General features: G+C 59.4%; 10 protein-coding genes. 1 reads left to right on the forward strand and 9 read right to left on the reverse strand.

What is annotated here, in order from left to right; genetic code table 11:
* Position 1 precedes the first annotated feature (1 nt).
* Complete coding sequence (locus C0V97_RS15310) at positions 2-286, reverse strand: hypothetical protein (protein ID WP_127103431.1); 285 nt, start codon at positions 284-286, stop codon at positions 2-4.
* On the reverse strand, positions 283-2,565 hold the full coding sequence (locus tag C0V97_RS15315) for a TonB-dependent siderophore receptor (RefSeq protein WP_127103432.1): 2,283 nt from the start codon (positions 2,563-2,565) through the stop codon (positions 283-285). Before C0V97_RS15315 ends, C0V97_RS15310 begins: the two co-directional genes overlap by 4 nt.
* Before the next feature lie 264 nt (positions 2,566-2,829).
* On the opposite strand from C0V97_RS15315, the gene C0V97_RS15320 reads away from it, so the two are divergent.
* Positions 2,830-3,750 (forward strand): bifunctional helix-turn-helix transcriptional regulator/GNAT family N-acetyltransferase, encoded by a 921-nt coding sequence (locus C0V97_RS15320; RefSeq protein WP_127103433.1) that lies wholly within the window; start codon positions 2,830-2,832, stop codon positions 3,748-3,750.
* Between the two features lie 37 nt (positions 3,751-3,787).
* Here the strand turns inward: C0V97_RS15320 and C0V97_RS15325 are convergent, their stop codons facing one another.
* From C0V97_RS15325 to C0V97_RS15355, 7 genes are all read right to left on the reverse strand, one after another.
* Complete coding sequence (locus C0V97_RS15325; RefSeq protein WP_127103434.1) at positions 3,788-5,869, reverse strand: Hint domain-containing protein; 2,082 nt, start codon at positions 5,867-5,869, stop codon at positions 3,788-3,790.
* 737 nt (positions 5,870-6,606) lie between these two features.
* The gene (locus C0V97_RS15330) at positions 6,607-7,470 is read right to left on the reverse strand and encodes an N-acetylmuramoyl-L-alanine amidase-like domain-containing protein (protein ID WP_127103435.1); all 864 of its coding nucleotides are present in this window, start codon (positions 7,468-7,470) and stop codon (positions 6,607-6,609) included.
* A 70-nt stretch (positions 7,471-7,540) separates the two neighbouring features.
* A complete protein-coding gene (locus tag C0V97_RS15335; protein ID WP_127103436.1) occupies positions 7,541-9,064 on the reverse strand; it encodes a sugar porter family MFS transporter in 1,524 nt (507 codons plus the stop codon).
* Positions 9,065-9,389: 325 nt separating this feature from the next.
* Positions 9,390-10,172, reverse strand: coding sequence for an L-iditol 2-dehydrogenase (locus tag C0V97_RS15340; RefSeq protein WP_127103437.1), 783 nt, complete (start codon positions 10,170-10,172; stop codon positions 9,390-9,392).
* 27 nt (positions 10,173-10,199) lie between these two features.
* Positions 10,200-11,450: a D-tagatose-bisphosphate aldolase, class II, non-catalytic subunit gene (locus tag C0V97_RS15345; RefSeq protein WP_127103438.1), complete on the reverse strand. Its 1,251-nt coding sequence runs from the start codon at positions 11,448-11,450 to the stop codon at positions 10,200-10,202.
* Entirely contained in the window at positions 11,447-12,439 is a 993-nt protein-coding gene (locus tag C0V97_RS15350; protein WP_233582210.1) for a sugar kinase, read from the reverse strand. The genes C0V97_RS15345 and C0V97_RS15350 overlap by 4 nt, the downstream gene beginning before the upstream one ends.
* 83 nt (positions 12,440-12,522) lie before the next feature.
* Positions 12,523-13,293: a DeoR/GlpR family DNA-binding transcription regulator gene (locus tag C0V97_RS15355; RefSeq protein ID WP_127103439.1), complete on the reverse strand. Its 771-nt coding sequence runs from the start codon at positions 13,291-13,293 to the stop codon at positions 12,523-12,525.
* Positions 13,294-13,404: the final 111 nt, after the last annotated feature.

A 13,404-nucleotide genomic window follows, 5' to 3' on the forward strand; every position in this document is an offset into this window, starting at 1 on the left:
CTCATGACCCGCTTCGCTCCCGCCGAAAGACCGCCACGGTCACGGGCAACAGGCTGAGTACGACCATCAACCCGATCGCGCTCGCAAAAACCCCCACAAGCGGGCTCGTAGCCGTCGCAAGGCCGATCATGGACAGAACCAGGAGAAGCATCCCGGCGAGAACTGCGGGGCGCAGGGGCAGCCGACGCGCCAGAAGCTGCTGCTGATGGGCAGCCAGATAGAAAGCCATACCCGCCATCACGACCAGTATACCCCCGGCGAGGGCGAAAAGCGGATGCGCACTCACCAGCGATATTCCAGGCGCATGGTCAGGCTGCGACCCTGCCCATAATAGCAGGCAGAAACGGCCGTACAGGTCGCCACGAAGCGCTTGTTCGCGATGTTGCGCATGTTGAGCGAGAAGGAGAGACCGTCATAGCGCGGCCGCGCCACGCCAAAATCATAGCGCAGGAACATGTCATAAAGCGTATAGCCGGGGATAGAGAGTGTATTGGCCGTGTCGCCATAGGAGTGGCCTGTATAGCGCACGCCACCACCGAAACCCGCACCACGCATGGGGCCATGCAGCAGGCGCTGATCGACAAAGAGCGAAGCCATCCATTTCGGGGCCTGCGGCATAATGTTACCGATCTGCGAAGCCGTATTGGATTCCGTGATTTTTGCCGCGCTGCGCGTCCCGGTGAAAATGACCGCCATATCCCAGGGCAGCGTCGCCCGGCCTTCAAGCTCGAGACCGCGCACACGCATCTCGCCCGTCTGCACAAGGCAGGTAGCGGTGCCACAAAGCTGGCCGTTCGGTGCCGGTGTCGTCACATTCTGCTGGGTGATCTGATACCCGCCAAAGGTCACATAGATGCTCTTGCCGTACTGATAGCGCAGCCCTGCTTCGTACTGGTCACCCGTGGTCGGCTTGAAGGGCTTGTTATCGAGTGCGGTGGAAGGATCGGACACCTGAGGCTGAAATGACGTGGCATAGCTGAAATAGGGTGCCAGGCCGATCCTGGTGCGATAGACGGCACCGGCACGCCAGGTGAAACGGTCATTATCGTTCAGGTAGCGTTTCTTGGTCAGGATATTGAGCGTGTTGTCACGCGCCCAGTCCTGACGCCCCCCGACCGTGATGTAGAGATTCTCGATCTTCATCTGGTCCTGGAAATAAAGACCATTCTGCTGTGATTCCGTAGCGCCATAAACCTGTGGCGCCAGACCGGCCGAATAGCCGGTCGTGCCACGGGCCACCGGATCGAAGATATTCAGCAAGGGCAGCACAAGCGCCGAATTGACCAGATCGCGCGAGCTTTCCCAATTGGTGTAGAAATAATCCGTACCGAACAGCAGGGTATGGCGCACCATGCCTGTTCTGGCCCTGACCTCAAGCTGGGTATCCGTCGCGACACCTTGGGAACGCCCGCGCCCTTCGACTGCACGACGATTGACGGTCTGATAGGGCACGCACCCCTTGATGCTGGCCGTGCATTTTGTGAGTGTATCCCCCGAAAGCACGGTCGAGCGATAGAGATTATCGAGATAGGTATAACGCGTGTTGTTGCGCAGCGTGACGATATTATTGAACTTGTGCTCGAGGAACGAGCCCGTCAGCACCTGTGTCCGATCGAAAGTGTTCCAGTCCGGCTCGCCGATATTTTCATCATTGCGGATATAGCGTCCCTTGGACGGCACAAGTGTGCCAGTCATCGGCAGGAACTGGAAAGTCGACCCACCCGTATCGCGCTGATATTGCGCCAGCAGCGTCCAGCTCGACCCTTTGGCATAATTCCATGTCAGACTGGGCGACACGTAATAGCGCCCGCTATTCACATCATTGACCTGCGTTCCGCCATAACGCGCCACAGCAACGATACGCCCCTGGACCGTTCCTGATTTATTGAGTTTGCCGGAAACATCTCCCGAAGCCTGGCCCTGCCAGTTGCCGAGCTTGGTATAGCCGATGGTCTGGAGAAAGAATTCACCATGCGACTTTTCGGTTGGCCGCTTGGTGGTGAGATTGACGATACCGCCCGGTGCCGTCTGGCCATAAAGCGCGCCTGAGGGCCCCTTCAGAACCTCGATCTGCTGCAATGCAAAAGGATCGAAGGAGGTACGCGTCCACTGGCCGCCCGACGGCAGACGCAGCCCATCGACGAAATTATTATTCGACGAGAACCCCCCAGCGCCGAACCCGCGTACCGAAACCTCATCCACGCGATTATCGACACCGGATGGCTCTGCCTGCACGCCCGCCATATAGGAGAGCGCATCTGCAATGGTCGGTGACGCGCGCAATTCGATCTCTTCACGCGTCACGATCGAGATCGTCTGCGGGGAATCGATGATCGGTGTCCGCGTTTTGGTCGTGGCCCCTGCCTGGGAAAGACCCGTGGCCGACACAACGATCACCTCATCTGCCTTGTCGCGGTTCGTGGCCTTTTTCCTGGCCGCATCATGTCGGGCTGCGACCGGTTTTTTTCGCAAGATCGACTCGGGCTGTCTGTCCTCTGCCAGAGCCATGGGGAGAGAAGCCGCACTTGCCGCAGCAAGGGCGAGAAGACCGATTGTCCTGCGCATTGTCTTGAATTCACATCATCTTAGAACGAAACCCGCTCGGAGATCTTGCAATTGCGAGTTATTGTCAATTGCATAATGACTCCTGAGTCAGGTTTATCGCCCGCTCTGAAGCCTCAAAGACACAGTTTGGAGAACTGATCTGTTACGTCACGGGCGCGAGGCACAGATTTGCAGAAGGTCATGACCCGAGAGTTGCCTCATTCGCAGCGCAGAGGGCAGATGCGACCCATCGCCCCACGCCAGTGAAGGACGGACTGCAGTATTATGGATGACATGATCGAGGCCATCAGGCGGTTCAATCGGTTCTATGTGAGCCATATCGGGGCCATCGACACCCATTTCCTGGGTGAGGATATCAGCATGGCCGAGGCGCGCGTGCTGTTCGAAATCGCCCGTAACGCGCCGGTACGCGCCGCCAGCTTGCAGGAGATCCTACAGATCGACCGAGGTTATCTGAGCCGCCTTATCACACGTCTCAGCCGACGGGCACTCGTTGCGCGAGACGCCACGACACAGGACAGACGCACGCGTCCGGTCAGCCTGACCGATTCTGGCGCCCGTCTTGTCGCCCAACTCGATCAACGCATGCGGAGTGCCGTCGAAAAGGCGCTCACGGTTCTGGACCCGATGGAGCAGCACGACCTGGTTTCATCCCTGTCGCTCGCCCATCGCCTGCTGGCCCCTTCAGCCCCGGCAACGCTCACCCTGCGTGCGCCGCGATCCGGAGAGGTGAGCCTGATCGCGGCCCGCCAATCGGCGCTTTATGCCGAGAGCCATGGCTGGGGGCATAAGCTGGAATGTCTGATTGCCGAAACCGCCGCACAATTTCTGCGCGAATTCGTACCGGATCGCGAGGCGTGCTGGATTGCCGATCTGGATGGCGTCATGGCAGGGGCCGTTTTTCTGACCGATGAAGCCGCTCGCGGAAAACCGGGTACGGCGCGGCTGCGCCTGCTCCATGTCGAACCCTTCGCCAGAAGGCGCGGCATCGGCGATGCCCTCGTGCAGCAATGTCTGAATTTCGCGCGTGAGAAACAGTATGAACGCGTGGTGCTATGGACCCATACCGTGCTGGACACGGCGCGTCGCCTTTATGCCCGCAATGGTTTTGCCTGTGTCGCGACCGCACCTCACGATCTGTTTGGCGTCCCACTGCAAGGAGAGGACTGGGAGAGGCATCTCTAAGCCCCTCCCATGAACCGTCTGATCGAGCCCTCTTGATTCAGCCTACCAGACGCGCCGCGTCCCCGTCTTCGGCCAGCAGATGGACCGAAGGACCTTCATCGAGAATCTCGATGGAGAGCAGAGAGGGGCCGACATCGTCCAGACCACCTTGCAAGGACGCGGCCGGGGCCAGATCCGGCAGATAAGCGAGGTCGGTCGTCCAGCGTGATGCAGCCTCGCCCAGCCCATGCCAGCCCGTAAGCTCGTGGCACGTCAGGTGGCTCGTGATCGCGCGCTGCCCCCTTGTATGGAACACGTTCATCTCACCGATCGAGACGCCAAGCAGACGCCGGTCATCAATGAATGGACCAAAAACCTGCGAGGGAAGCGCCGCGCGCACCCGCAGATAAGCGCTGGACAGACCCGAAGGCAGGCTGAAAATCACCCGGTTACCCGCCCTGCGCAGCGGATGAATCAGGGTCCCTGCACCCGTCACGAGACACGGCGACTGGGCTCGAGTACCGCTGATTTCCGGCAGAGGGGCGCAACCGACGCCCATGATGCCCGCCCGTGCGCGCAAGGCGCGATGGAGCGGTTCCACGAAGTGGCGCGTCGTATCGACAGGGCGCCCCGCTGGCATCGTTTCGACCCGGGATACGGTCGTGGCGTCGAGATAGGTTTCCGTCATCGTACCGTTAGCCTGGATCAGGTGATGTCCGGCGCAGACGACGTGATAATAGTCATAGCTTGGCATCTCGGTCTCATAACGGATCGTTCCGCCATTGATGAGCATACGAACCGGCACCAAAGCATGATCGAAAACGAAACAATGCTCACCGGTCACCAGCAGATCTTGGAATGGTACGCCCGGTGCAAAGGCATCTGCAAGAATGCGGACAGGAAAACCGGCGAGATCAGCCGCGTTTTTGTGTCCATGCGCGTGATGTGTATGGCGCGATACCGACAAGATCGGCGCAAGTTGCCGCTCACCGCTATCATAGATGGCGATCAGATCGCCTGCACGCAGCGTCTCCACTGCACCATAGCCGTTCACGGTTTCGATCAGGGCACCCGGGAGGAAGCAGGACGGGTCCATACCCCCCTGAACCGTCACACTGCTTCGTCCGCCTGCGACAGTCGGGTTGATGAGATTTCCGCCCGAAGCAATATAAAGCGAGCCCGCTTCGGTTTGCGTTCCGATATGCGCGTCCTGCGCCGTTCCGTCGATCCGGTTAAATATTCCGTTGAGCGAGACGAAATAATCCTCCTGCGACAGGCTGCCAGCCGCGCCAGAAATCGTACCGCGATAGACGTTGGAGGTCGAAACGCCACCATCACGGATAACCGTGTCAACACCGCTCTCCGTAGTGGAATTACGCATCGACGCCCCGTTACTCACAAAGACCTGTCCACTTTGCACAAGGACATGATCAACCGTTGCACCCGACTGGACGTAAAGCGCTCCACCGGTCAGGCACACCCCCCCGGTGGGCTGCAGGAAGGAGTTGGTGCCACTCTGGTAATAGGTTTGCCCGCCATTCAGGACTGCCGACCAGGTACCCGAAATCATGCGCGTGTATGATGGCGGCGGCGGGGCCGATAGCGGGACAGATCCATAGCTTGCCCCCAAATCCACAAAAGCTACTGTGGATTCAATCGTCAGGCCCGTCACCTGGGCGCCATCGGAAATGGCGACATAGGACCCGCTTCCCATCGTGGCATCCTGCAGGATGGCACCAGAGCCAACATCAAATGAGTCCACCTCGTTCGCATTGATCGTACCGACGCGATTGAACGTGTCGCTGTAAGAGGCCCCGCCCGCGCTGATATACGCCTCGTAGCGCGTGGTGACATCCGCCCCGCCATTATAGCTGTTGGAAATGCTTTTCCCGCCAGACGCGATGGTCACGCCACCGCTGCTCATGATCGAGCCCTGCAGGATGCCGCCCGAGGCAATCGAGATCTGCGTCGACACGGCAGAGATGGCGCTCACAACCGCACCGCTCGTGACCGTCAGGGTGGCGCCTTTAAACACGACCGCACCCGAATACGAGACGGTCTGGCCATTAACGGTGCTTGTGTAGATGGTCCCCTGACCGCTCAGAACAGCATACCATGTTCCGCTGAGTGTATAAGCCATGCAACATCCTGATTATTGTTTTTTATTGATGATATGTTCCATCTTGCAAATACAGTATTTTTTCGTCAATAAACTTCGCAATCAGTATCATTATAAAATGTTTCCGCCGCCCCCTGGTCTTCGAACGCATTCAGTAAAAAATAAGGGCAGCGCGTTTTTTTGGGGCGACATGCTTCGCAGAACGCGTTCAGGACAGTGCAGGGAAATAACCGCCGAAATTCGGGCGACAAATGCGGTGACTATTTTCGCAACGAGAAGGCGGCACGAGAACGTTTCTGAGTCGTCCCATTGGTAGCAAGTAACAATCCTTGCCAATAACCGAGTACGCCATCAGTACGCCCTACACATGACCTGAGCGCCGTTCAGCTTATACGCGAACCCGAAGAGTTCGAGATACGGATCATCGTGCGGCTTAGGCCATGACACTCCGCATCATGGCGTTCAGGGCCGGGACAACGGGCCGCTATTTGCCCATGGGTCAGATCTCGCAAGCCCGGCCTGTTTCGCGATGCACAGGTCAGCCGATACCTCTGTCGAGGGGACGCCTGAACCGAGAATCCTCTCACACGAGAGCCTCATTTCCGGCTCAGGCAGCTCTCCACGGGGACGACGCACGCCTGGCGGGGAGCCTGAAGAGAGCCAGGCTCTGCAGTAAGCGCCGGACGCTCATCCGGTGATGATATCGTTCGAGGCTTATCGGTACGGCCAGTCGCTCCCGTTTCCAAGCGGCAGCGACTTCACTCGCCCTCGATCATGCGCAGCACCAGAATACCTGGTTTGCCCTGGATATAGCTACCGAGTTCGGTGTCGACCACTTTCCTGTTGGCCTTAAGCGAGGATGCGTTGCGAAAATAGAGCGTGTGATCCTTCCAGATGGCAAGCCCGGTATGGGTGACATCCAGCCCATCCAGGGCAGTGTAGATACCAATTACATCGCCCGTATGGATCTTCGCAGCCACTTCAGGCGTGAGAGCCTCTGGCGGCAGGTAGGCGATATCGCGTGCATGGGGAGACAGCCCCCTTATATACACACCGCCATCCTTGCGCTGATTGAGGATCTTATGTGTGACGCGCACCCCGGAAGACAGGTCGGATGTGATATCGCGCGCGTTATTCGGGGCATAGGCGACCCAATCCGTCAGGAAGTGACGCCGATCCAGATAGGCGACATGCCCACCCCGATAGCGTGTTCCCACGAGTGCCTCGAGAAATCCCCGTCGATCATGGCCAAGAGCCAGAGCACGCACCTGATCGATGAAGGTGTAGCAATCGACGCCCTCGAAGCGGACCACGAGTTTCTCCGGTGTGTCTGCGCTACCGATCAGCGTATCAGCCTGATAGGGGGTCCCCAGAAACCGGGCCGATATCTGGTCAAGCCGTTTGGTGAAGTCGTGAACCGGCGCCATCTCCTGCTCGATCCGATCAACACGCGCCTGATCGGCAGGAGAGAAAACGCGCTCTGCTGGCAGAGTAAAACCGATGCTGGCAGCTGACACCTGGCCGGGCGCTGCCATGACGGGAGCAGCGCCTGCCCCCAACCCTGCGAGCAGCAGCGCGCCGATTCCGAGAGTGCCCCAAGGGGCGACGCGACGCTTTTCCATCTTTCTCTCCCATTCACATCAATCGGGAGAGAGTAGAATTTCTGCGCCGCGAGGAAAACCGGCCTGGCACTCAACTCTGCAGCGCGGTTTCCCGATCCTGGTGCGTGCGGGTCTGACGCGCGCTCATCTTGCGTATGGCGCGCGGCGTGAAGCTGCCAGCCCGGAGATTCCCTTCGATATCCTCAAGCGACAATCCTGCCGTTTCAGGCACGTAGCGATACACAAATAGAAAGGAGAGGAGATTGATTCCCGCATAGATCCACATGGTCGGCCCGATCCCCGCTGCCTGAACCAGGGTAAGCGCGGTGCCCGTTACCAGCAGATTGCTTCCCCAGAGCATAGCTGCGTGCAGCGCCGTGGCCATGCCACGCATACCCAGAGGGAAAAGCTCAGCGCCCAGCAGCCAGCCACAGATCTGGATACCGCCTGAATTGAACATCATGAACAGCAGCAGGAAAGCGACCGTCGCAAGCGCGCCTACCCCCTGATGGCTACCGGACATGAAGCTCAGCCCGAGCCCGATCAGGCTGAGAACGGAGCCGGGGATCATGATCAGCATCAGGCGTCGGCGACCGATACGATCCACCAGAAAACACCCGGCCAGCGTGACGACCGCATATACCAGCGCTACCCCCACACTGGCCAGAAGGGCGGCATTCTTGCCAAAGCCCGCATCGGACAGGAAGGTAGGAGAGTAGTAGATCATCATTTCCAGGCCGCCGCACTGGGTGAAAAAGGCTACGCCAAGCGCCGCCACCAGAGCCGGACGTGCCCAGGGCTGCCGGATGCCCGCCCAGCCGGAATCCGCCTTGTCTGTCGATTGCCTGATCCGGTCGATCTGGGTCAGTTCCTGGTGAATATCGAGCCGCGTGCGCCGCACACGCTCAAGAATGCGGGCTGCCGCCACAAGACCGCGTTTCTCGGCCACCCAACGCGGGCTCGCAGGCATGAACAGCATGATGACGAAAACAAGACCGGCAGGCACCGCTGCCACGCTGACCATGCGCCGCCACGACCAGACATCGTGATAATAATACCCGACGATATTGGCCAGGACGATACCAATACCGATCGCCACGTTGAACGTCGTCACCAGCGTGCCGCGATAACGACTGGGCGAGAGTTCCGAGATATACATCGGCACGACCTGGGTCGATCCGCCCACAGCGATACCAAGTAGGAAACGCGCGGCAATCAGGCTGCCCACGCTTGGCGCAACCGAACAGAGAATGGCTCCAGTCGCGAACAGGAACAAGACGATCAGCACGGTCTTCTTGCGCCCGAACCGCTCGGAAGCCCAGCTGGTCATCAACGCCCCGGCAACCGCACCGGCCAGAATGGAGGCGGTCACGATTTCCTGCTGGGTATGGGACAAACCGAATTCGCGCGTCATGAGCAAAAGGGCGCCGGAAATCACCCCCGTATCATAGCCGTATAACCCGCCGCAAACCGCCGCCGCGAAGGACGCCATGGCGAGTATCAGCCACGAATGCCGCATGGGGGAAGCTTCGGCCACAATCGTCTCGATGGACTCCTGTGCTCCCCTCGGTGCCCCTCCGTTCTGACGGATGGCGGAGTGCTCACGTTCATTCATGTTTTTCCCCTTCTTCAGGCAAGGCGGGATCGGCGACGCCCCGGTGGGAACCCGGTGGCGAAGGCGCAGGACGGCCCTCTCCGCCCTGTGATGCGGCGGAAAAGACGGCGTTTCGATTTATGAGGCGCGAGGGCGGGCAGTCAGCATCTCCCCGCCCCTGTCAGGGCGATCCCGTCAACGAAGCCGGAACGAGATCCTGAACGCCCGCGCATGGCGGCGCTGTCACGGAGGCCTCTTCATTCAGGCGCTCCGATGAGGGAAGTTCGAAAGCGCCTCCGATCGAACAGGCGCTTTCTTGACCCCCTGATGCGCTGGGCCCTGAGGCTCAGCTCATCCAGTTACCGCCATCGATGTTGTAGGTTTGCGAGACGATGTAATCCGCATCCTTCGAGGCGAGGAAGACGGCCAGACCGCCGATTTCATCAGGGCGGGCCATGCGCCCGAAGGGCACGGAGGCACCGACGATACGCTTCTTTTCACCCAGAGGCAGATTCTCGTACTGCGCGAAGCGACGATCCACATCGTCCCAATGCTCATTATCGACCACGCCGGGCGCGATGGCATTGACGTTGATGCCGTGTTTGATCAGATCGAGACCGGTGCTCTGGGTGAGAGAAATTACCGCAGCCTTGGAGGCGCAATAGATACCAACCAATGGCTCGCCACGGCGTCCTGCCTGCGAGGCGAAATTGATGATCTTGCCACCTTGGCCTTGGGCAATCATCTGACGCGCCACGGCCTGAAGAGTGAACAGCAGCCCCTCGACATTGACGGCAAACACGCGGTGATAGCTCTCACGCGTGATCTCGACCGTAGGGGCCAGATCGAACAGCCCGGCATTATTGACCAGAATATCGATCTGCCCATAGCGCGTGATGATTGCAGCCAGGGCCGCGTCGATGGAGGCCTGCTGCGTCACATCGAGCTTTACGCCCATATGCGCCTCACCGAGGGAAGCTGCCGCGCTGGTGGCGCCAGCCTCGTTCAGATCGCCGATCACGACCTTGGCGCCTTCCTGCGCATAGCGCTCGGCAATGGCGCGCCCGATACCGCGCGCGGCACCGGTGATCAGGGCAACACGGTTCTGCAGAGGTTTATTGGTGCTCATCTGTTATGTATCCCGTTGCCGTGAGGGTCACAGCGTTTCATAGCGATCCAGGACATCCCGGACCGACTGCAGCAGAAGGGTTTTCGGATCGGCGGCCAGCGCGCCTGATTTGACCCGCTCGAACAGGCGCGGGAGGTACTGGCTGATCATCGTCTCGGGCAAGGCAACCCCGTCCAGAGACTGCATGAGCGCCGTGACGGCCTTTTCGGCCTCAGCCACGGGCCAGTAATAGCGAATGCGATCGCTATAGCTGAAATGGCGCAGGATACGCTGCGTACGCAGGTCGCCCGGATAATGACTCTGCCAGTTCCCGGGCGATTGCAGCATGACCTGTTCCATCACCGCGACCAGAGAGACAGATTCGGGTTCAAGAAAACAGCGTATCGCATCGAGCCCATACAGAGCCTCGCGCAGAGCAAAACTCAGTTCAGGCCCGACCTTGAGGATACGAAACCCATCCCGGCGCAACTGGGCAAGGGCCTCTCCCGGCTGGTAGTCGGTCGAATGCGCCTCAAAGACCAGTCCCGGCAGGTCGCCCAGCGTCGCAACCAGCGCACGTGCAGCCTGAGGCGCATAGACCGCCACATCCTCGTGGCCAAACTCGACACCGGGCTGGACCACAATCCCGATGACCCGTGACCAGGCATCGGGCAACGCAGCCCTGAACGCCTTTTCATGCACATGATAGGTGGCGCGCACGGCATCGGGTGTGGTGGGCAGGACATGATCCAGTGCCTCGGTTGCGCCACCGGGTGTCGGGATCTCGGTACCGATCACATAAACGGCCTGACCCGGCGCCACGCTTTCGGCCCTTCGCGCCAAGGTCACTGCACGCTCGGCCACGATGGGATCAGAAAGATGAGCAGGCTCGCCCTTGCACCCCATGCTGGCGTCCAGATGCAACTTCACGAAGCCTGCTTCGGCGAAGGCCGCGATCATGTCCGAGGCTTTCTGCATGGCCTCATCGGCCGGGAACGATTTCCAGGGATTGGGGCCGAGATGATCGCCCCCCAGAATGATCCGTGCGCGATCGAATCCGACACGGTCGGCAATGGCGAACACGTAGTCGCGGAAATCGGCCGGGGTCATACCCGTATAGCCACCCTCCTGATTGACCTGATTGCAGGTCGCCTCGATCAGAACGGGTTGCTGGCGCGCAGCCCCGTGGAGCAAGGCCGCCTCGATCACCAGAGGGTGAGCCGAACAGACCGAAATCAGAGCTTCCGTTCCGCCCTTGTCATGGCGCACGCGCAGGGATGTGAGAAATTCGGATGTCATGCAAGGATTCCTGTTTTCTGCGCCGCGATCAGGGCATCGAGCTCGGCAAAGCTCGATGTCCCTTCCATCGGACCGAATACCGAAACGGCGCGCGCGCCAGAGGCACAGGCGTAAAGCAATGAGTCCTCGCGTGTCTTGCCCGAGAGCCTGCAGGTCACATAGGTCGCACCAAAACAATCTCCTGCACCGGTGGGATCGCACTCCTCGACGGCAAAGGCGTCGTGATGCACCGTCTTGTCGGCGCAAAAGCAGCTCGCGCCCTCATGGCCTTTCTTGAGCACAATCTCGGACACGCCCATGTCAAGAATCTCGCGGATGGCTTCTTCCTGACTGGTGCCACTGCTGAACAAAAGCAGCTCCGGCCCGCTGGGGAGAAAGATATCGCATTCCTGAAGCATCAGCTCGAGCGCTGCGCGCATATCGGGAATATCGAGCATTTCCTTGCGGATATTCGGATCGAAGGAAATCGTGCCGCCCTGTGCCTTGACCTGATGCACTGCGGTCGTCACCGCATCAATGATCGGGAAGGAAAAGAGTGACGAACCCATGATATGCAGATGGGTGGCGCGCTTGAGCAGGGCGCGCGACGTTTCATGCAGCCCCACCTGCGAACAGGCAGATTGGCGGATATTATAGACAAAATCCCGGCTGCCATCGGGGCGATAGCGCACGAAGGCCGAGCCCGTCGAATAGGAATCGACGCTGAGAATGGCAGATACATCCACCTTGTCGCGCTTCAGACGCTCAATATTCAGCGTGCCGAAATCATCGCGACCGACTGCGGAGATGATCCCGCAATCGACACCGAGACGAGCGACCTGATCGATGAAAATGGCTGGCGCACCGGAGGGATACGGTCCCTTGAGCGCCATGGGTTCGAGGAAACCCACCCCCTGCGTCTGGGCCATGATCTCGACCACGATCTCACCGATCGTAACGATGCAGCGGGGTGAATCGGCGGTCTGATCCATGAGAAAACTGGATGCCATGATCGGTAATCCATCAGGTAAGAATCAAGGAAAGAAAGGCCGGGTTAAGGCGCGATCGAGAACTGGACGGGGTATCGTCCCTCTCATTCCGGTGGCGCAGGCGGCTCGGCAAAAACGGTCCAGTCCTGACACAGGACAGCGCCATCGGGCGGCATGCCGCCATGCAGGACCGACATGGTGTTGCGCCACTCCATCACACGCCCATCCTCGTCGACACGGTCCAGACGGTCGGTCAGCAGATAGACCTGCTTTGCACGATACAGGGCGGTCTCAAGGCAGTTTCCCGTCTGGTCGAGACAGGTGAAGCCCGTCTTGCCGATCTGACAGGCAGAAATGACAGCCAGATCGATATCGTAGAATGACAGGGCATGATCAGCGGCCGGGCTGAGCATGGGGTAACCGAGCCGGTCATACTCCCCCCCAAGAAGCGACACGGCAGCATCGCTCGTCCGGCACGCCAGGTGATAGGTCTCGAAACTATTGACGACGAAGCGCAGGTTCTCGGCTGTCGCATGAACCGGCACAAAGGAAGCTGCCTGACTATTATCCAGAAACACGCATTGCCCCGGTTTGAGCCTGAAGGCCACGGCTCGGGCCAGGGCCCGCGCCTCGAACAGGGTCGGACTTTCATCGAGCGGCGCATTGACTGCGTAATCATGCGCGGGCTGCGCGCCGCCATTGGTGCGGATGACGAGATTCTGACTTTGCAAATAAGCGAGGTCGGATCTTATGGTGACCATGGAGACATCAAACTGCTCCGCCAGCGCCTCCGTACGCAGGAACCCTGCCCGCCTGACGGCATCGATGATGCCCAGACGCCGTTTCAGGGTCGCACTGTTGACACCCATGGACATCGAGAGAGAACTTTCGAAACGAAAATATGTCTTTCGTTTTGTAAGATGATTCTTACTGCGCTGTCATCCCCGCAGGTGAGGGATCACAGCCTTGTGTTAGAGTTCGAACAG

The organism is Asaia sp. W19, assembly GCF_003994335.1.
Taxonomy (GTDB): domain Bacteria; phylum Pseudomonadota; class Alphaproteobacteria; order Acetobacterales; family Acetobacteraceae; genus Asaia.